Below are 17469 nucleotides of genomic sequence, written 5' to 3' on the forward strand. Positions count from 1 at the left end.
GTCTTGCGCGGCCAGCGTGATGCTCATGCGCCGCGCCACCGCAACGAAGCCGCGCAGCGCATCAAGCGGCGGCAGGGAAAGCAGTTCATTTTGCATGCGTATAGCTCATGTGAGTCATGCGGAAATAACGGTTGAGGCGGCTATCAATCCCTATAAACTGCAGAGCGTGGGGCGAGGGATTGGCATGATAGAAAATCATGCATAAAGTATGCGCCCGATCCGCCCCCAGCGACAAGGAGCAATGACATGGACATCGCCGCCAGACCCGGTTTTCTCGACCTGATGACCAACCCTGCCTTACGGGCAAAGACGCCGTGCGTGCCGGTTGCACCGGCAAGGGTCGTGATGAAGCTCGACCCCTACCGCATCGCCACGCTGGAGACAAAGGGCCCGGCAGAGATCGGCTGTATGGAGGGGCAGGTGTGGATCACTCTTCCCGGCCAGACGGAAGATGTCATCCTCCATGCCGGCCAGCGTCATCTACTGCCCCGTGCGACGCGTGGTGTGGTGATTTCGACGGTTGGCACGCGCTGCCCCGCGACATTCGGGATTCGTGCAACCGTAACCAAGCCATGGAGCGGCAGGGCGGAAATGCCATTCCAACTGGAGTTTGCCTAGAGCATCGACGGCGGGGCGATACCGTGCTTAAATCACGGGGAGGCGCGCAACCGCGCGCCTGTCCACCTGCGCCCACCGTCATGCTTAACTGGTTGCTCCGCCTTTTTTCTTCCGATGAACCGCAAGCCAAACCCGCAGCCGCTGCGGCAACGGCCAGCCCCGCACCCGTAGCCCCCCCACAGGCACCCGCATCGAAGGTGCAGAACATCGCCACCCACATGGCGCTCTCGACCCAGCGCGACCAGGTGGACTTCATGTTCTCGAGCTGGCTGTTCGAATCGGAGGACAACCCGGACGTCTTCACCAACAAGAATGAGGACACCATCCTCGCCGCACTGGAAGCCACGGTGGCATCCGAAGAGTCGGGCGCGCACATGGTGCGCCGCATGCCCGGCGTGATTCCGCAACTGCTGCAGGTGCTGCGCAACAGCGACTTCTCCGGCGCGGAACTGGCGCGCACCATTTCGCACGATGTGGTGCTGGTGGCGGAAGTGCTGCGCATGGCCAACAGCGCTGCCTACAACCAGGGCACGGCGATCACGAGCATCGACCACGCAGTCCTGATCCTGGGCCAGAACGGCTTGCGCCAGCTGATCACCGGCGTCGCTTTCAAGCCCATCATCAACCTCAATTCCGGCAGCTTCACGCGCATGGTGGCGCCGCGCCTGTGGGCGCAGTCGGAACGCTGCGCCGTCGCATGTGCGCACCTGGCGCGGAACGAGCCGGTCGATCCGCTGGATTCCTTCCTGGTCGGCCTGATCCACAACGTCGGCCTGACGGTATCGCTGCGCGTGATCGACAAGATGTCGGACGGCCGCCAGCCGGTCGGCTCGCCCACCTTCTGCAATTCCCTCGCTGCCTACGGGCGCACACTCACGGCCAACATCGCGCGCGAGTGGCATTTCCCCGACAAGGTAGTGACAGCTATCGCCGAACAGGACGACAAGAGCGCCGGCCGCAACCTCTCGCCGCTGGGCCGCATCCTGATGATGGCCGACCACCTCTCCAAGATCGACACGCTGGCCCGGCAAAAGCATCTCGATGCCGAGGACCCGCGCCTGCTCGACGACCTCACCGGCAAGGAAATCGACTGCCTGCGCCGCCTCTGCGCCGACGAGGAAAAGGACTGGATCGCGATCACCACGGCGCGCCAGTAATTCCCCCGATTGATCCACATCTATCCGATGTTGATCGGCGTGAACTGTCCTGCTCGTTTGCGGACACACTGCTCGTCATCAACGATGGAGGACTTGCCGATGCGGGTAGATCCGGTGTGGAAGAAAATTTCCGATACGTACCAGCAGTGGGACCAGGACAGGAGCGGGCTGATGGCCATCGATGACCTGTCCGAGCGACTGCCGGATATCGATTACGAACTGCTCCTGCGCACGCTGGAACAAGCGGCGCAGGACGGCAGGGTGGATGCGCCGGAAGAGGGCGGCGCATTCCGGCTCATTCCCAATCACTGAACGATCGATGGCACCGCGACCGGTTCATACGCCGCCAGCCGGTCCTGTTCCTCATCGGTGAACAGCATGTTCCTCAAGGCCTGAAGCGCGCCTTGGTCGTTCACGATGGCCTGCCGCCGCGCAAGGTAGTCGGCCACGCGCTGCTGCCATGCTGCCTCTTCGCGGTCGAGCCGGGCGAGCGTGATGGCCGATTCGGCGCCGAGCGCTGCCGCGCGTGCCCGGTATACCTCGTCATCGCTTGCGCCCTGCGCGCGCATCCTGCGCACCGCTTCCTCGGTCTGGTAGGCGTGTCCGGCCGTGAGCAACTTGGGCGCCGGGCCGGCAACAGGCTCGGCCACCGGCTGCGTCATGTCTTCTGTGGGAAGCGCTCGCACGAAGGGAAACAGGTCTGCCGCGGCCACCGGGCGGACGGCGGCTTCCTCGCCGCCTTTCAGGAAAAATGCGGAGCAGGTCACCGCCACCGCGGCAATCCAGAGCGCGGGGTGTCGGATCGGCATGGCTACAGTCCGTAGATAATGCCGGCGATGTTGTCGAACACCGGGTAGACGGTAGTCGCCGGTAGCAGCCATCCGATCACGTCGAAGTGGTCCCACTGGTTGTAGTAACCGAGGTAGTTCCAGTAGCCGCGCACCGGTGCGCCCGAGGTGTGGTTACGCACCGGCTGGCCGGCGGGCGCGCGCATGCTGACGGTGTTGACCACGCCGTCGTTGGCGAACCAGCTGCTGTTGATGAGCACGCGTGACGGATCCTCCTGCGTATAGGAACCCATGCCGCGCACGAGGATGGAGGGCACCACCCATTCGCCCGCCGTCGGCTTGAGGAAGAAGAGCATGTCGTCGCGTGCATACTGGTAGCTGCTGCTCTGGAAGGGCGCGACGATGCGATCGGTGCCGTTGCAGCAGAAGCTGCCCGTCTCCGTCGCCTTGCTGCCGATGGAGAAGTAGAACACGTTGGGCGAGGTCTTCACCCAGGCATTGAGTTCTTTTGCACCGTCCGGACTCAGGTCCCATTGCGCCGAATCCTTGTTGGCGATCGACCAGAAGGCCGCGCCCTTGGTGCGCTCGATGAAATCGGAGAAGCGCTCCGCCGGGCCCTGCGCCAATCCATACTGTTCCAGCTTGAAGTTGTAGGCCGCGTTGCCGCTGCCGCCGAGTCCGGCGACCTCGACGAACTTGCCTGCCCATTCCGCCACGTTCGGCACATAGTTCAGCACGACATTGCGCAGCGTTGTGCCGTCGTGCGGCGTGGAGATGGTGGTCGCGCTCTTCACCCAGCCGGTCTTGCCGCCGGTGTACAGCGCGCCGCTGCCTTCGTTGCCGTTGGGCGAACCGTTCTCCAGCAACTGGATCAGCGTGCGCACCGTCTGGCCGCCCTGGCTGTGCGCGACGAAGTGCACCGGATGCCCGGCATCCCACTGCGGATAAAGTGCGAGCGGATAGTTGTTCGGGTTGTTGGCTGGATCAGCAGCCCAGCACTTGCCGGCGGGCTTCTGGATCTTGCCGAAGGCAGCGTACTGCGCGGTGCGCGCCGCGCCGTAATCCACACAGCCGCCCTTGATCTGGTAGTACAGCTCCACCGCGCGGTCCCAGTTGGAACTCACCGGCCCGACCACGGCTGTCTTCACCTCATGCGTGCCGTTCCAGGTCCGCATGTGTGCTTCGATATCGTTGAAGCCGCCCCAGTACTTGAAGCCGGTCCCCTGCAGCTCATTCGGCCCGAAGCCGAGGAAGCCGTGCACCAGGATGACGGGATCGTTGTTCGCTGCGGCGGCATTGCCGCCGCCGAGCATCGCCAGTGCGCATGCCGCGCCCGCCAGCAGTCTTCCCGATTGCCGAATGGCCCTGTCCAATATTGTCATGCTGTCTCCTCTTGTTGTTTGCATAGTGTGTCGTACATGGACAGCTTGGAGCGAGGGGAAGCTCTGGGCGGCACTTGTCTTTGCAGGCCAAACGATAGACCTTGCAGGCCACGGACGGCATTCGGGACTGGGTTGATGTCTTGCTCATGTCTCCGTCCAACGTTATTCATTGGCCGAATAACTGGATATCGTGAACGGAAATTGGATTCCGCCAAACCGGGCGGCAATAATGAGGCTTCAATAGATGTCCGGCTGCACAACGGCCTGGCATTTCGACAAGGAACCATCATGTTCAACAACGCCGAACAAGAACTCTCCCTGCCCGACCGGCAGGTTCGCTATTCGCTCGCCGTCCGTATTGCGATGGTGCTGCTGGCCTTCTTCAGTGCAGCCTGGTGCCTGCTGCAATGGACGCTCACCACTGAGCCGCGCTTCATGATGGAAGGCATCAGCCGCCAGTTCGTCACGCTGGAAGCCTCGGCCTGCGCCGGCCTCGCCGCCGTCGCCTTCGTGTTCATGATTGCGAATGGATTGGGTTGGCTTGCCACCGTGATCCGCATCCGCCGCGCGCAGAGCGGCAAGCTGGCGGTCAAGCAATCCGCACGCCGCATCGGCGCCTACGTCTGACCTCGTCCCACGGCGTAGGCTTCCGTCCTCGCCGTATCAACTCGATTGCGCAGCACTTCCTCCGCGGAAGGACTTGCGCGATCTCGATCCGATCACTTCCCGGAAGAACGCGACCAGCGCCGGCACATGATGGTCGAAGGTGAACAGGTGGCGCTGCTGCCACACCCGTTCCCGCACCCCACGCATTCCTTCCTTGTCCTTGAGCCGCGCAGCGAGGTCCGCGATATCGCGGTAGCACACGCCCGTTCCCAGCCTGTCCACAAGCGTCTGCGCGGCTACGATCGTGCCGGGATTGGCTTGCTGGATCATCGGTAGTCCCGCCGCGGCCAGCGTGCTCAGGCGGGCGGGGTAGTTCAGATCGTCCCAGGTGGCCCTGCGGATCTCGCCTTCGTTGGCACTGCGGAAGGCATGCAGCCAGCCGGCATCGTAGCGTGAGAATTCCTCTGTCCAGTGTGACTGGTCGACGTTGGGATGCAGGTGCAGGTAGCCGGGCGCCAGCTTCTGCGTCGTCGCGATCCATTCCAGCCATTGCCCCTGCGTGAACTCGCCATAGAAGTGCAGGTGGATGCCATGGCTCGCGAGTTCGGCCACCACTTCCGGATGCAACCCGATAGGACGGCCCGGGGAGACCGTGTGAATGTCGCCATCCGTATCCGACAGCAGAGACGCGCGCGTCTCGCCGAACCAGTCGCGTTTTGGCAGGTCGCCGTCGAGCACGAGTGTCGGCTTGGCGTCCGACAGCCCGGGCACGACGGTGTCGAACCAGTCGCGCATTTCGGGGCTGCAGAAGATCTGCCCGTGGGCATGCCGATACAGGTCCACCAGTTGCGGCCAGGTGCCTTTCTCCATGCAGATGAACGGCCCTTCCTTGAAATGCCAGACGAAGGGAATGCCGGGCGCGGCGTGCATCACTTCGTGCGCGAAGGGCACGGCCCGCCAGTTGAGCAGCGCATAGATGACGTCCGGACGAATGCGGCGAATCGCGTCCTTCCACCGCTCGCGCGGCAAGTCTTCGACATGGCCGAAGGGCAGCGGACCCACGGTGTTGTACCAGTAGGGATCGCGCATCCACAGTCCGTACAGCCGGTGTCCCTGTTCTTCGAGCGCCAGCACCCGGTCGGCGTTGTACGCGAGTTCGCCGGCCAGCAGGATCTTGAGTCCGTTGCGCGCGGGCCGGGTCGCAGGGCGTTCGCGCATTGCACGGTACTGCCGTACCTCGTCGATTGCGTGGCCGGCCGAGCTGTGGAAGCGCAGCGGCACCGCGACACGGTACCAGGAGCGGAAGGTATTGATGCCGCCCGCCGGCTCGCGCATGAGCTTGTGACGCTGCCGGGGATGGTCGACCCATTCGCAGCTCACCCTGCCGGTGCCTGCGAAACGGCCCAATGGACGCAGCTGCGACCAGTACAGCCGTTCGAGGTCATCCGTTTCCAGCTCGTCACGCACCACCCATCGCTGCACGGTCCTGCGGTGCATGCATTGCACGAGCTGCAGGCAATTGCCCGGTACCTGTCCGGCCGCGTGCCGGTTGTAATGGTGCCGCACGCCCGAGAAGGCGAGCACCGTTTCCTGTTGCGCATCGAGGCAGGACTTGAGGCTGGAGAGATGGTTGCGGTAGATCACGTCGTCGCTGGGCAGGTAGGCCACCAGCGGTGCGCGTGCACGCACCAGTGCCTCGTTGAGCGCATTGCCCAGTCCCGTGTTCTCTTCAAGCCGGTAATAGCGGATGCGCGTGTCGCTGAGGTAGCCGGAAACCGTCTCCGCCGTATCGTCGCGCGAGCCGTCGTCGATGATGATCGCTTCCCATGTGGTCATGTCCTGCGCCTGCAGGCTGTCCAATGCGCGCCGGATAAAGTGCGCCTGCTCAAATGTCGGCATCAGCACGCTGACCGCAGGGAGCGTCGCATGGGGCATGGAATTGTCCTCGTGTGTACGTTGATGCAATCGTAGGGAATCATGCGTATGCGGTCTTGATCTGCCACGAGACTTTCACGCACGCATTGCCCGCGAACGATTGATTCACATCAATGGAATATCCGCGGCATTTCCCTGTCTATTCAAGGAAAGGAGAACTGCAGTGAGTCAACCATGGATTAGTGGAAACACGTTTGCCTTGCTTGAGAATGGCGAGCAGTTCTATCCCCGCGTGTTCGAGACAATTGCCAGCGCGCAGCGCGAGGTCCTGCTGGAAACGTTCATCCTCTACGAGGACAAGGTCGGCAAGGCCTTGCATGCGGCGTTGCTGGAAGCCGCGCGGCGAGGGGTGCAGGTCGATGTCACAGTGGATGCGTTCGGCTCGCCCGACCTGTCGAAGGACTTCGTCGCCTCGCTCACGGATGCCGGCGTGCGCCTCCATGTCTTCGATCCCGCACCCCGGCTGTTTGCGCGAGTCAACTACTTCCGACGCATGCATCGCAAGCTGGTGGTGGTGGATGGAAAGCGTGCCTTTGTCGGCGGTATCAACTATTCCGCCGACCACCTTGCCGACTACGGTCCCGAGGCCAAGCAGGACTATGCGGTCGAGGCCGAAGGACCGATCGTGGCGCATATCCGCAGCTTCATGCTGGCGGCCATTGCCGAGGGTCGCGGCAGGCGCCGCTGGTTCACCTGGCGGCGCTCGCATCCGGCGGCGAAGACACTGCCACCGGCGGGTAATGCGGATGCCCTGTTCGTCTGGCGCGATAACCGCGACCACAAGAACGACATCGAGCGCCAGTACCGCCTCGCGATCCGTCTTGCCCGCAAGCGGGTGGTGATCGCCAATGCCTACTTCTTTCCGGGTTACGCTTTCCTGCGCGACCTGCGCAAGGCGGCGCGCCGCGGCGTGGAAGTGTCCCTCATCCTGCAGGGCAATCCCGACATGCCCATCGTGCAGACCGCCGCAGCTATGCTCTACCACCACCTGCTGCACGGCGGCGTGCAGATCTATGAATACTGCGAGCGTCCGCTGCACGGCAAGGTCGCGGTGGTGGACGACGAGTGGGTGACAGTGGGCTCGAGCAACCTCGATCCGCTCAGTCTCTCGCTCAACCTGGAATCCAACCTGATGATCATGGACCGCGACTTTGCTCGGACGGTGGCCGGCGCGCTGGAACGCCTCATGCGGCACAGTTGTACGCGGGTGCAGGCGGCCGACCTGCACGAGCCGCCGTTGTGGCGCAAACTGCGCAGCTTTGTCCTGTTCCACCTGCTGCGTCGTTATCCCTACTGGGCCGGCAGGCTTCCTGCACACGCACCTCGTCTGGCGCCCCATCCAGACTCAGGCGCGGCGGCCGAAAAGCAGGCCTTCCCATGAGTGCGCATCAGCATGCCGGGAAAGCGGAACAGCATGGCACTTCCCGCCGTGGCTGGTGGCCTTGGGCAAAACGGCTCCTGACCCTGGCCTTCTTCGCCGCCGTCGCGTGGCTGCTATACACGCAGGCGCGCGAGGTGGAATGGGATGAAGTGATGGCGGCCATCCGTCGCCGTCCCATGGGCGACATGCTCGCCGCGCTTGGCTTTGCCGCCGGCAGCTATGCGCTGTACAGCTGCTTCGACCTGGTGGGGCGCTACGTGACCGGGCACGGGCTTTCAGTGCCCAAGGTGATGACGGTGAATTTCGTCAGCTATGCGTTCAACCTCAACATGGGTGCGCTGGTCGGCGGTGTCGCTTTCCGCTATCGGCTGTATTCCCGTTTCGGCCTCGACACCGCGACGACGACGCGCGTGGTTGCGATGAGCATGCTAACCAACTGGCTGGGATATTTGCTGCTCGCGGGACTGGCATTCATGTGGATGCCGCCGGAGCCGCCGCCCGACTGGAAGCTGGATGCTGGCGGCCTGCGCGTGCTCGGTGCTGTGCTGCTCGCCGCCGCGCTCGCCTGGCTTGCGTTGTGCGCGTTTTCGCGGCGACGCACGTGGACGGTCAGGGGACACGAGATCGAACTTCCTACAATCCGGCTTGCCTTGCTGCAGCTCGTGATGTCGTCGGCCAACTGGTTGATGATTGCTGCCGCCGTCTATACCTTGCTTGGGCGCGGCATTCCATTCCCGACGGTTCTGGCTGTCATGCTGGTTGCGGCCGTGGCCGGCGTAATTACCCATGTCCCCGCCGGTCTCGGCGTGCTGGAAACCGTGTTCGTCGTGCTGCTCTCGCACCGGATGGCGCGCAGCGAGCTGCTCGCCGCGCTGCTTGCTTACCGCGGCCTCTACTACCTGCTTCCGCTTGCCTTTGCGGCCGTGATTTACCTTGTGCTGGAAGTGCACGCGAGAAAGACAAGACGACAGGCACGCCCTTTGCACGCCAAGCAATGAGCAATGTTGCTGAACTTTCCCGTTCCGCACACATCGCAACTGGACGGCATCTGTTGCCGCAGCGATTCACAGGAGAAACGTCATGTCGAACCAGAAGAGAAGTTCCGAAGAGGACGAAACCAGGGCGCAGAAAGAGCAATCTTCGCAGGGCATCCATCCCGTGTCGCAGACGCCGAAGGATGTCAGCCCGGAGGACGCCGCATCAAAGGATGTCACCCACCGCAATCTCCGCTCCGATGATCCGGACGAGAAGGAAGAGGAATCGCTCGACGATGCAGTCGAGTTGACTTTCCCTGCAAGCGATCCGGTGTCGGCAGCCGGCGGCGGCGTCACGCGCATCGAGGTGCCGAAGCAACCTTGACCACTCGATCCGGAAGCGACGGCGGGAAAAATTTCCATGCCGCGTGTAATTCCGGGACGCGGTGCCGCGCATGAGCATCACGGAAGTCGCGATCGGTTCCATCGGCGACCTCGCATGCGAGGTGAAGCGGCTGACCGCCATGGGACAGCGCTGGCTGTTCCGCGGGCAGGTGAATGCACGCTGGGTCCTGTCACCCAGCGTGCATCGCGGTTATACGCCGCAGCAGGAACGTTACCTGACGAACGAGTTCCGGGTGCGTGCGCGCAGCCGCTACTTTTCCTGCCCTGTCAGCGGCGACTATCCCGGCTGGCTGGCGCTCATGCAGCATTACGGCTTGCCCACGCGCCTGCTCGACTGGACTTATTCGCCGCTGGTCGCTTCCTTTTTCGCGCTGCATCCGGACTATGTGCCGCCTGCCTGCAATCCTGCGCGCGATGCGTGCATATGGGCACTCGATGCGCGCCAGCTCAACGAATCGCAAGGATTCGAGCCGCTGATTTTCCCGCTCGATGCAACATCATACGAACCGCTGATCGTGCCGGCATTCAAGAACCGCAAGGAACTGAACACTGTCGGCGTTGCGATGGCGATTGAACACGATCCGCGCATCCAGTTGCAGCAGGGCGCATTCACGATTCACTCCAGCCGCGTGCCCATCGATGCGATGGATGGCGCCAGGCAGTGGCTGCACAGGCTCATCATTCCGAACGCAGCCATTCCCGCATTGTTCGAAGAGCTGACATTGCTGGGGATACGGAAATATTCGCTGTTCCCGGACCTGGCGGCACTGACGTCGGAGCTGCGCGCGATCCACTTGCCGCGCGCAGCCTCCTAGAGCCGCTTTTCGGGGCGCGCCTGGGATGCATTTTTCACATGCGCCGCCACATCTTCCTCCGGCGTCGACATGTGCCGGATGAACCAGCCCGCTGCCAGCGAAGCGACCTTCGCCAGCTTGCCTGCTTCCTCGAACAGGTGTCCCGCTTCGGGGATGATTTCCATGCGCTTTTCGCAGTCGAGCGCAGCCAGTGCGGTCTGGTTGAGGGCGATGACGGCGCTGTCGAAGCCGCCCACAATCAGCAGTGTCGGCGTAATGACAGCCTTCAGCACCTGCTCCCCGGCCATGTCCGGCCTGCCGCCGCGCGACACGAGCGCGCCGATATCGTCCGGACGTTTCGCGGCCACCCGCAGCGCGGCGGCGGCGCCGGTGCTCGCACCGAACAGGCCGAGCGGCAGGGCGGAAGCGGATGGCGAATGCCGCAGCCAATCCACAGCCGCATCCAGGCGGCGTGTCAGTAGATCGATGTCGAAGCGCATGCGTTCATCGTCATCTTCCGTGGCGGTAAGCAGGTCCATCAGCAGCGTGCCGATGCGCGACTGACGCAGGGCAGCAGCGACGTAATTGTTGCGCGGGCTCAGCCGGCTGCTTCCGCTGCCGTGTGCGAAGAGAACCACGCCGACGGGATCGGGCGGTATCTCGAGCATGCCTTCGACGTGGACCGGGCCGCAGGGGACCCGGACGAGTTCCGTATGCAGTGACGATGCCATCGCGCTCTCCTTTGCATTGCCGTTCGTGTCATGGACATTTCAGCAATAGCAGGGATTTGCGCGGTTGGAATGCCGATTTGACAATGGATTGCCGTGACGGCGCATCCTTTGACGGAGCTCAAACAGGAGGGCGACGCGATGACTGGATGGCTGCGGGCCGCCACTCCTCGATCTCGTCGTACGGGCACACCAGCGGCGTGCCCGCGGTCGTATAGGTGAAGCACCAGCTGGCGAGGTTCCAGCGCATTTCGCGTTCGCCGTCCTTCGTCGTCACGATGCAGAGTTCTCCGTCCTTCAGCAGGGAGAGTGCGTTCGGCGTTCTCATGTCCAGTCCTTCCACCTTGGTTGACTCAAGGTTGATTATACTGGATGAAAAAACAGTGGTTCGCGACTTATTTCGCCGTCAGCGGTATGTTGTCGAATTTCACGCCTTCCCAGCCGTGCTTCATGAAATTGCGGATGTTCTGGTGGTCACTTCCTTGCGGGTTCTTCAGCACATCGTCGCGGTAGTAAGCGCCGAAGCAGGCCAAAGTCTGTTCCTTCGACAGCTGGTTGAGCTTCGCAAAGGCGAACAATTTGCAGGAGCCGGAATTCTGGCCCGCTTCATTGCGCGTCTCGCCATTGGTGAAAGCAGCAGGCGTGAAATCGTAATGCGCGGCAATCACGGCCATCGTGTCGTCGAAAGCGATCGATTCGGGGGCCTTGTTGAGTGTGTGGAGGAAGTCGTCCAGGTTCATGATGTCGCCAGGTTATACGGGGCGCCTATCTTACCTTGACCGGCAAGGCACTCGCCAAAAGAGTACACTGCAGAATTGATTTGCTCTCCGGGAGGGATGCCATGCCTCAACTGATGAAGATCGACTTCGTCTCCGACATTTCCTGCCCGTGGTGCGCGATCGGCCTGCATGCGCTGGAGAAGGCGCTGGACCGCATCGGCGACGAGGTGGTGGCGGACCTGAGCTTCCAGCCTTTCGAACTCAACCCGCAGATGGTGCCGGAAGGGCAGGACATCAACGAACACCTTGCCGAGAAATACGGCGCCACACCCGAGCAGTCGCAGCGTACCCGCGAGATGATCCGTGCGCGCGGCGAGGAAGTTGGCTTCACCTTCAATATGGAAGGCCGCAGCCGCATCTACAACACCTTCGATGCGCATCGCCTGCTGGCATGGGCAGCAGAAGAAGGGAAGCAGCGCGAACTCGAGCATGCGTTGTTCAAGGCCTACTTCACCGATGGCGAGAATCCGGGATCGCACGAGGTCCTGGTACGGCTCGCGGGCGAAGTCGGATTGGACAAGGCGCGTGCAAAGGACATCCTTGCATCGGACGACTATGCAACCGAAACGCGCGAACAGGAAAACTTCTTCCTCGAACAGGGCATCAGCTCGGTGCCGGCCGTCATCCTCAACGACCGTTACCTGATTTCCGGCGGCCAGCCAGTGGACGTATTCGAGCAGGCGCTGCGGCAGGTGCTGGCAGAGGGCTGAGCATGGACAGGGACGCATTCGTCGCCTTGCTCGCACAGGAAGGCTTCAAGGAACTGGTCACCGTGGAACGCGAGCCGGACGGCGGGCTGGACACGCATACCCATCCGTTCGAGGCGAAGGCGCTGATCCTCGACGGCGAAATCCGCATCGTATGCGGCAGCGCCGAAAGCGTGTACGGTCCCGGTGACATTTTCCATCTGATGGCCGACGAACCGCATACGGAATATTACGGCCCGCGCGGCGTTCGCTACCTCGTTGGGCGGCGGCAAGACAGGGAAAGTCCCGCGCATTCCTGATTAATCAAACCATTCGCCATCGGGATGGGCGATAATTCGCCCCCCGGCCTCGTATTTCCAGCAGGGCGGGCGTCTGTAAAACTTTTTTGAAGGCAATACATTGGCAACCAGAAGCAAGCGCTGGAACGGGAATGTCGATTCCCTCTCCGTCGAATTCCTCAAGGACGTAATGGCCAAGATGGCCGATTACGGTGATCGTGTTCAGTTTTCCCTGGTCACAGGCGGTCCCGTCCCGAGCTACCAGGTCACCAATACGCTCGGCAAGGCCATGGCGTTCGATGGCAACCACCACCTGCTGAAGCCGGAAGGGCACGAGTTCGCCGGTGCGAATGCCACGCAGGTATTCACGATCGAACAGGTGAAGACCGCCGTGTCCGGTTTCGGCCTCGGGCCGCGTACCTCGACTTCCCGCACGGTGCGCACCGTGCGCTCGAGTTCCGGCGGCACGGGCACGCGCACCAGCGCCGCCCGCCTTGAAGAGCAGTTCGCCGCGCAGCGCTACGAGTACTTCCGCAACAATCGCCAGTCGTTGCCGGCCACGATTTCCCAGCACACCGAAGAGATCACCCAGCTCATGAAGCAGGGTAAGTCCGTCGAGGACGCCTTCGGCGAAGTCTTGAAGAAGTACTTCTGACGCAGACGGAGCCAAAGTGAAAAGGCCTCCGCATGCGGAGGCCTTTGAATTTGGTGCTGGTACTGCTTCCCTCCCGCCAGCTCCGGTGGATGCAGCCTGTTCTTCTGAAAACCTTGGTCTCACTCCGAGGGCTGCATGGGACCGAATCATACAGCGAAAAGGTGACGCGGGTGTGACATTGCGTAACGCAATTGCTCAACATTCCTCGCCTTGCGCATCTTCGCCGGGCTTCTTCAGGCCGAGGCGCACGTGCAGTGTTTCTTCATCAATATTCATCAGTGTCGCGATGGCGGCGAAATCGTCGGGCAGCGCCGGGTCGTCCCAGCCATGCGCGGTGTGGCGCGCGAGGTCGACGGCGAGCTTGACGTTCTTGACACGCGGTTTGTCGCTCGCATCGTCATCCATCAGCGTGAGCAGCAGTTCCGGCAGCTCCCAGGTGCGGCACACCATGGTCTGCAGTTCATGCATCGGGAAGCCGAGCACCTTTGCCTGGGCGTCTGCGCTGCGCATGGACGGGTCGGCTTTCTGTAACGCCTGTATCTGCAGCGCCTGTTCCGGCGCATGGCACCAGACCAGCATCTCGCCGAGGTCGTGCAGCAGCGCCGCGATCGCGACTTCCTCGCTGTTCAGGTCACAGCGCCACGTAGCCCATTCAAGCGCGTAATGCGAGGCCCGCTGCGCGCGGCGGATCACCTGCAGCAGGCCGAGCAGCGCCTGCGACTTGAGGTGCTCCTCGATGACGTCGAATCGTGAAAAATGATGGAAGAAGGGTTCGACGCCGAGCATCATCACCGCATGTTCGACCGTCGAGAGGTCCTGCAGTTGACGCCGTCCCCGATGGGCGGCGGAAAAGCGCAGCACGCGCGCGGTCATCATCGGATCGTGCAGCACGATGTCGGCGATCTCGCGCACGTTGATGCGATCGATACGCTCTTGCGCCGCAGCGATGGCGTGCGCGGTGTGGCGCAGGACGGGCGGGTCCTTTTCCGAGAGGTGGCGGGCCCAGGAATCGATGCCGGAGAGCGGTGTCGTCATGACAGTCACGGAAGTCTGCCTGTCATGAGCTTATTGCACATCCGGCAACGAGGCAAGGAATCACTTCTTGTCGTCGCGCTCGAACTGCCCTTGCGCGGTGCCGACAATCAGCGGATCGGGAACGCTGACGGCTGCACGGTCCTTGTTGGTGTACTCCAGTCTCTGCAGCACGCAGCGCATCGCATTCAGGCGCGCGCGCTTCTTGCAGTTTGACTTGATGACCATCCAGGGGGCGTCCGCGGTGTCGGTGTAGAAGAACATCGCTTCCTTGGCCTTGGTGTAGTCGTCCCACTTGTCGAGCGAAGCCATGTCGATCGGGCTCAGCTTCCAGTGCTTGAGCGGATCGGTCATGCGCTGCTCGAAGCGCAGGCGCTGCTCCTTCTGCGTGACCGAGAACCACAGCTTGAACAGGTGGATGCCGGAGCGCACCAGCATGCGTTCGAATTCCGGCGTCTGGCGCATGAATTCCAGGTATTCGTTGTCTGTGCAGAAGCCCATCACGCGCTCGACGCCGGCGCGGTTGTACCACGAGCGGTCGAACAGCACGATCTCGCCCGCGGTCGGCAGGTGCTGGTTGTAGCGCTGGAAGTACCACTGGCCGCGTTCGGCTTCGGAGGGCTTTTCGAGTGCCACCACACGTGCGCCGCGCGGATTCAAGTGTTCCATGAAGCGCTTGATGGCGCCGCCCTTGCCGGCGGCATCGCGGCCTTCGAACAGGATCACGACGCGCTGTCCGGTTTCCTTTACCCATGCCTGCAGCTTCAGCAGCTCGACCTGCAGCGTGCGCTTCTGCGCTTCGTAGCTCTTGGTCGACAGGCGGTACTTGTACGGATACTGCTCGCGTTCCGGGCCGTCATTGAGCTGGGAGTCGGTGTGCGGGCCGCGCTTTTTCTTTCCCGGCTTTGCGGCTTCTTCAGCCCGCTTTTTTTCCTGGCGGATTGCCTCGAGGTCGGCGGCGCGCGCAGCTGCGGGATCGGTCGGATGCGCCGGCTCGTCAAGGACGGGCGCCTTGCGCACACGCGGCGGCTTCTTTGCTGTTACCGCGATCCGGGCGGAGGGCAATGCGAGCACGCTGGCGGACGCCTGGGCCGCGCGCGGCCTGGCCGGCTTTTTCAGGGAAACCGCTTTTGCATTTGTTGCCGACTTTGCCATGACACCACCTCTAAAAGGGAAAACCGCGAGAAAAACCATTGTTCGCAGTTCACCTGAAGCGGGGCAATGATCTGGATCAAACCTTGCCAATGTGCAATTGCAGCAAATCGCCCTTACGCGGAGGGCGTGAGCGCGCGCTGTACTTGCGCGATGAGGGTCTTGTGATCGATCGGCTTGGCGATATAACCGTCGCAGCCGGCAGCTCGCACCCGTTCTTCATCGCCGCGCATCGCCATGGCGGTGAGCGCGAGCACCGGGATCGCACACGTCACCGGGTCGGCTTTCAGGAGCCGGGTCGCTTCCAATCCGTCCATGCCGGGCAACTGCACATCCATCAGGATCAGGTCGGGCCTCTGCCCGCGCGCGGCGAGCAGGCCGGTTTCGGCATCGAGCGCCTGGATGGCCTGATGACCATTCCTTTCGAGGATGAATACCGCGAGCTTCATGTTGGCGGGGTTGTCTTCCACAATCAGGATGCGGGCCATCCTATTGGCCTTTCCCGGGAAGCGCCCGGCGCACTTCGCCGATGAAGCGTCCGTGGTTGAATTCAGCCTTCTGCATGATCTCGATCACGCGACCGTTCAGCCTTTCACGGTCTTCCGGCGCGATCTGCTTGGCAGTCATGACAACAACCGGGATCGCGCGGGTGACCGGGTCGTCCTTCAATGCCTCGACCACATCGAAGCCGTTCATCCCCGGCATCATCAGGTCGAGCACGATCAGGTCGGGGCGGCGGTCGCGCGCGAGTTCGATGCCTTCCCTGCCGCCGTAGGCCGGCAGGACTTCATAGCCGGCCGCATCGAGATGGGTGCGCGTCAGCTCCACCGACCGGTGGTCGTCGTCCACGACCAGTACGGTACGTGGCGCACCGCTGGCAGCAGCGCGGAAGCCGAGCGTTTCCATCGTCTGCAGCAGTTCATTCCGGCTGACCGGCTTTTGCAGCACACGCGCCGCGCCCAGCGAAAGCCCGTGATTGCCGTCGGCCACAACGGAAAAGATCACTACCGGAATGGTGCACAGCCGTGGATCCCGCTTGAGCCGCTCCAGCATTTCCCAGCCATCCATGCCGGGCAGCAGGATATCGAGCACGATCACATCCGGCATCTCGCGCGCCGCCAGTTCCAGCCCCACTTCGGCGGTGCTGGTGCGCTTGATGCGGAAGCCTCCGTCCTCGAGCTGCATGCGCAGCAAATTGGCCGCCATCTCGTCGTCCTCGATGACCAGCGCCAGCGGCGCGTCCTGCCCGTCGGTCGGCACTGTCGTCACGGACGCCGGCGCCGCGTGGTGCGCGTCGCTGCCATCCGATGCGATCCACGGCAGCCAGACCGTGAACGTGGAACCCTTGCCCGGTTCACTTTGCAGGGTGACATCGCCGCCGTGCAGCTCGGCGAGACGTTTCAGCAATGCCAGCCCGAGGCCGGTACCTTCATAGCGGCGCGACAGCTGGCTGTCGATCTGCGAGAAGGGCTCGAACAGCCTCGCCTGGTCCTCGGCCGAAATGCCTATGCCGCTGTCGGTCACGGCCATCTCCAGGAAGTACGGCCAGTTTCCGCGCGCAAACCGATCCCGGCCTGCCTTGCGTACCGTTACCGTGACCTTGCCGCCTTCCGGCGTGAACTTCACCGCGTTGGAGAGCAGGTTGTAGAGAATTTGCCGCGTCTTGCGGCCGTCAATCCGGATATCTTCAAGGTCAGGTTCGACATCTGCCGTCAGCTGCAGCCGCTGCGACAGCGCGCGTTCGCGCATCACATGCAGGCAGTCGCGGACCAGCGCTTCGATCATGACGGGCTCCAGTTCCAGCGTCATCTTGCCTGCTTCGACCTTGGACAGGTCGAGGATGTCGTTGATGAGCGCCAGCAGGTGCTTGCCGCTGTCGTAGATGTCGGTGATGTATTCGGTCTGGTGCGGCTCCAGGTCGCCCGCCAGTCCGTCCTTCAGCACTTCCGAAAAGCCGATGATGGCGTTGAGCGGTGTGCGCAGCTCGTGCGACATCGTCGCCAGGAAATCGGACTTCATGCGGTTCGCTTCCTGCAGCTGGCGGTTCTTGTCCTCCAGCAGATGGTTAGCGTGCTCGAGTCGCATGCCGAGACGTTCC

General features: G+C 62.6%; 21 protein-coding genes and 1 pseudogene. 11 read left to right on the top strand and 11 right to left on the bottom strand.

Annotated elements, in window-relative coordinates; all coding sequences use genetic code 11:
- A pseudogene (locus tag AYR66_RS30130) lies at window positions 1-96 on the bottom strand (LysR family transcriptional regulator); the annotation flags it as partial.
- Between the two features lie 150 nt (window positions 97-246).
- Here AYR66_RS30130 and AYR66_RS17065 point away from each other — a divergent pair.
- The 3 genes from AYR66_RS17065 (at window position 247) to AYR66_RS17075 (ending at window position 2087) form a co-directional block, all read left to right on the top strand.
- Window positions 247-618 carry a DUF2917 domain-containing protein gene (locus AYR66_RS17065; protein ID WP_088708500.1) on the top strand — a complete coding sequence of 124 codons (372 nt, stop codon included), beginning with the start codon at window positions 247-249 and terminating at the stop codon, window positions 616-618.
- An 80-nt stretch (window positions 619-698) separates the two neighbouring features.
- Entirely contained in the window at window positions 699-1775 is a 1077-nt protein-coding gene (locus AYR66_RS17070) for an HDOD domain-containing protein (protein ID WP_170942181.1), read from the top strand.
- A gap of 99 nt (window positions 1776-1874) precedes the next feature.
- The gene (locus AYR66_RS17075) at window positions 1875-2087 is read left to right on the top strand and encodes a hypothetical protein (protein WP_088708502.1); all 213 of its coding nucleotides are present in this window, start codon (window positions 1875-1877) and stop codon (window positions 2085-2087) included.
- Here the strand turns inward: AYR66_RS17075 and AYR66_RS17080 are convergent.
- Both AYR66_RS17080 and AYR66_RS17085 read right to left on the bottom strand, forming a co-directional pair.
- Window positions 2081-2584, bottom strand: a complete 504-nt coding sequence (locus AYR66_RS17080; RefSeq protein WP_170942182.1) for a lipase secretion chaperone — start codon at window positions 2582-2584, stop codon at window positions 2081-2083. The two genes, AYR66_RS17075 and AYR66_RS17080, sit on opposite strands and share 7 nt — an antisense overlap.
- Before the next feature lie 2 nt (window positions 2585-2586).
- The gene (locus AYR66_RS17085) at window positions 2587-3945 is read right to left on the bottom strand and encodes an esterase/lipase family protein (protein WP_234814926.1); all 1359 of its coding nucleotides are present in this window, start codon (window positions 3943-3945) and stop codon (window positions 2587-2589) included.
- 288 nt (window positions 3946-4233) lie between these two features.
- Here AYR66_RS17085 and AYR66_RS17090 point away from each other — a divergent pair, with 288 nt between their 5' ends.
- Window positions 4234-4572, top strand: coding sequence for a hypothetical protein (locus tag AYR66_RS17090; RefSeq protein WP_088708504.1), 339 nt, complete (start codon window positions 4234-4236; stop codon window positions 4570-4572).
- A gap of 36 nt (window positions 4573-4608) precedes the next feature.
- Here the strand turns inward: AYR66_RS17090 and AYR66_RS17095 are convergent, their stop codons facing one another.
- Window positions 4609-6486: a glycosyltransferase gene (locus AYR66_RS17095; RefSeq protein WP_088708505.1), complete on the bottom strand. Its 1878-nt coding sequence runs from the start codon at window positions 6484-6486 to the stop codon at window positions 4609-4611.
- 163 nt (window positions 6487-6649) lie between these two features.
- On the opposite strand from AYR66_RS17095, the gene clsB reads away from it, so the two are divergent.
- From clsB to AYR66_RS17115, 4 genes are all read left to right on the top strand, one after another.
- Complete coding sequence (gene clsB / locus AYR66_RS17100; RefSeq protein ID WP_088708506.1) at window positions 6650-7867, top strand: cardiolipin synthase ClsB; 1218 nt, start codon at window positions 6650-6652, stop codon at window positions 7865-7867.
- Window positions 7864-8865, top strand: coding sequence for a lysylphosphatidylglycerol synthase domain-containing protein (locus AYR66_RS17105; protein ID WP_088708507.1), 1002 nt, complete (start codon window positions 7864-7866; stop codon window positions 8863-8865). Before clsB ends, AYR66_RS17105 begins: the two co-directional genes overlap by 4 nt.
- Window positions 8866-8947: 82 nt before the next feature.
- Window positions 8948-9226 (top strand): hypothetical protein, encoded by a 279-nt coding sequence (locus AYR66_RS17110; protein WP_088708508.1) that lies wholly within the window; start codon window positions 8948-8950, stop codon window positions 9224-9226.
- 70 nt (window positions 9227-9296) lie between these two features.
- On the top strand, window positions 9297-10061 hold the full coding sequence (locus AYR66_RS17115; protein ID WP_141104093.1) for an FRG domain-containing protein: 765 nt from the start codon (window positions 9297-9299) through the stop codon (window positions 10059-10061).
- Here the strand turns inward: AYR66_RS17115 and AYR66_RS17120 are convergent.
- From AYR66_RS17120 to AYR66_RS17130, 3 genes are all read right to left on the bottom strand, one after another.
- On the bottom strand, window positions 10058-10771 hold the full coding sequence (locus tag AYR66_RS17120) for a dienelactone hydrolase family protein (protein ID WP_088708510.1): 714 nt from the start codon (window positions 10769-10771) through the stop codon (window positions 10058-10060). The genes AYR66_RS17115 and AYR66_RS17120 overlap by 4 nt on opposite strands.
- A gap of 118 nt (window positions 10772-10889) precedes the next feature.
- The gene (locus tag AYR66_RS17125; RefSeq protein WP_088708511.1) at window positions 10890-11096 is read right to left on the bottom strand and encodes a hypothetical protein; all 207 of its coding nucleotides are present in this window, start codon (window positions 11094-11096) and stop codon (window positions 10890-10892) included.
- Window positions 11097-11163: 67 nt separating this feature from the next.
- The gene (locus AYR66_RS17130; protein ID WP_088708512.1) at window positions 11164-11508 is read right to left on the bottom strand and encodes a HopJ type III effector protein; all 345 of its coding nucleotides are present in this window, start codon (window positions 11506-11508) and stop codon (window positions 11164-11166) included.
- 101 nt (window positions 11509-11609) lie between these two features.
- On the opposite strand from AYR66_RS17130, the gene AYR66_RS17135 reads away from it, so the two are divergent.
- From AYR66_RS17135 to AYR66_RS17145, 3 genes are all read left to right on the top strand, one after another.
- Window positions 11610-12257, top strand: coding sequence for a DsbA family oxidoreductase (locus AYR66_RS17135; protein ID WP_088708513.1), 648 nt, complete (start codon window positions 11610-11612; stop codon window positions 12255-12257).
- A 2-nt stretch (window positions 12258-12259) separates the two neighbouring features.
- Window positions 12260-12553 (top strand): cupin domain-containing protein, encoded by a 294-nt coding sequence (locus AYR66_RS17140; RefSeq protein ID WP_088708514.1) that lies wholly within the window; start codon window positions 12260-12262, stop codon window positions 12551-12553.
- 100 nt (window positions 12554-12653) lie between these two features.
- On the top strand, window positions 12654-13187 hold the full coding sequence (locus tag AYR66_RS17145; RefSeq protein ID WP_088708515.1) for a hypothetical protein: 534 nt from the start codon (window positions 12654-12656) through the stop codon (window positions 13185-13187).
- Window positions 13188-13382: 195 nt separating this feature from the next.
- Here the strand turns inward: AYR66_RS17145 and AYR66_RS17150 are convergent, their stop codons facing one another.
- From AYR66_RS17150 to AYR66_RS17165, 4 genes are all read right to left on the bottom strand, one after another.
- A complete protein-coding gene (locus AYR66_RS17150; RefSeq protein WP_088708516.1) occupies window positions 13383-14222 on the bottom strand; it encodes an HDOD domain-containing protein in 840 nt (279 codons plus the stop codon).
- Window positions 14223-14282: 60 nt separating this feature from the next.
- A complete protein-coding gene (gene ppk2, locus AYR66_RS17155) occupies window positions 14283-15374 on the bottom strand; it encodes a polyphosphate kinase 2 (RefSeq protein ID WP_206047205.1) in 1092 nt (363 codons plus the stop codon).
- A 113-nt stretch (window positions 15375-15487) separates the two neighbouring features.
- A complete protein-coding gene (locus AYR66_RS17160) occupies window positions 15488-15859 on the bottom strand; it encodes a response regulator (protein WP_088708517.1) in 372 nt (123 codons plus the stop codon).
- Between the two features lies 1 nt (window position 15860).
- Window positions 15861-17469: ATP-binding response regulator (locus tag AYR66_RS17165; RefSeq protein WP_206047206.1), on the bottom strand; the 1609-nt coding region annotated here is incomplete at its 5' end.

This window comes from Noviherbaspirillum denitrificans (assembly GCF_002211445.1).
GTDB lineage: Bacteria > Pseudomonadota > Gammaproteobacteria > Burkholderiales > Burkholderiaceae_D > Noviherbaspirillum > Noviherbaspirillum denitrificans.

Excerpts from the sequence above, each read along its gene's own strand:
- AYR66_RS17065 (WP_088708500.1), top strand. The coding sequence starts at position 247 with ATGGACATCGCCGCCAGACCCGGTTTTCTCGACCTGATGACCAACCCT.
- AYR66_RS17070 (WP_170942181.1), top strand. The coding sequence starts at position 699 with ATGCTTAACTGGTTGCTCCGCCTTTTTTCTTCCGATGAACCGCAAGCC.
- AYR66_RS17075 (WP_088708502.1), top strand. The coding sequence starts at position 1,875 with ATGCGGGTAGATCCGGTGTGGAAGAAAATTTCCGATACGTACCAGCAG.
- AYR66_RS17080 (WP_170942182.1), bottom strand. The coding sequence starts at position 2,584 with ATGCCGATCCGACACCCCGCGCTCTGGATTGCCGCGGTGGCGGTGACC.
- AYR66_RS17085 (WP_234814926.1), bottom strand. The coding sequence starts at position 3,945 with ATGACAATATTGGACAGGGCCATTCGGCAATCGGGAAGACTGCTGGCG.
- AYR66_RS17090 (WP_088708504.1), top strand. The coding sequence starts at position 4,234 with ATGTTCAACAACGCCGAACAAGAACTCTCCCTGCCCGACCGGCAGGTT.
- AYR66_RS17095 (WP_088708505.1), bottom strand. The coding sequence starts at position 6,486 with ATGCCCCATGCGACGCTCCCTGCGGTCAGCGTGCTGATGCCGACATTT.
- AYR66_RS17105 (WP_088708507.1), top strand. The coding sequence starts at position 7,864 with ATGAGTGCGCATCAGCATGCCGGGAAAGCGGAACAGCATGGCACTTCC.
- AYR66_RS17110 (WP_088708508.1), top strand. The coding sequence starts at position 8,948 with ATGTCGAACCAGAAGAGAAGTTCCGAAGAGGACGAAACCAGGGCGCAG.
- AYR66_RS17115 (WP_141104093.1), top strand. The coding sequence starts at position 9,297 with ATGAGCATCACGGAAGTCGCGATCGGTTCCATCGGCGACCTCGCATGC.
- AYR66_RS17120 (WP_088708510.1), bottom strand. The coding sequence starts at position 10,771 with ATGGCATCGTCACTGCATACGGAACTCGTCCGGGTCCCCTGCGGCCCG.
- AYR66_RS17125 (WP_088708511.1), bottom strand. The coding sequence starts at position 11,096 with ATGAGAACGCCGAACGCACTCTCCCTGCTGAAGGACGGAGAACTCTGC.
- AYR66_RS17130 (WP_088708512.1), bottom strand. The coding sequence starts at position 11,508 with ATGAACCTGGACGACTTCCTCCACACACTCAACAAGGCCCCCGAATCG.
- AYR66_RS17135 (WP_088708513.1), top strand. The coding sequence starts at position 11,610 with ATGCCTCAACTGATGAAGATCGACTTCGTCTCCGACATTTCCTGCCCG.
- AYR66_RS17140 (WP_088708514.1), top strand. The coding sequence starts at position 12,260 with ATGGACAGGGACGCATTCGTCGCCTTGCTCGCACAGGAAGGCTTCAAG.
- AYR66_RS17150 (WP_088708516.1), bottom strand. The coding sequence starts at position 14,222 with ATGACGACACCGCTCTCCGGCATCGATTCCTGGGCCCGCCACCTCTCG.
- ppk2 (WP_206047205.1), bottom strand. The coding sequence starts at position 15,374 with ATGGCAAAGTCGGCAACAAATGCAAAAGCGGTTTCCCTGAAAAAGCCG.
- AYR66_RS17160 (WP_088708517.1), bottom strand. The coding sequence starts at position 15,859 with ATGGCCCGCATCCTGATTGTGGAAGACAACCCCGCCAACATGAAGCTC.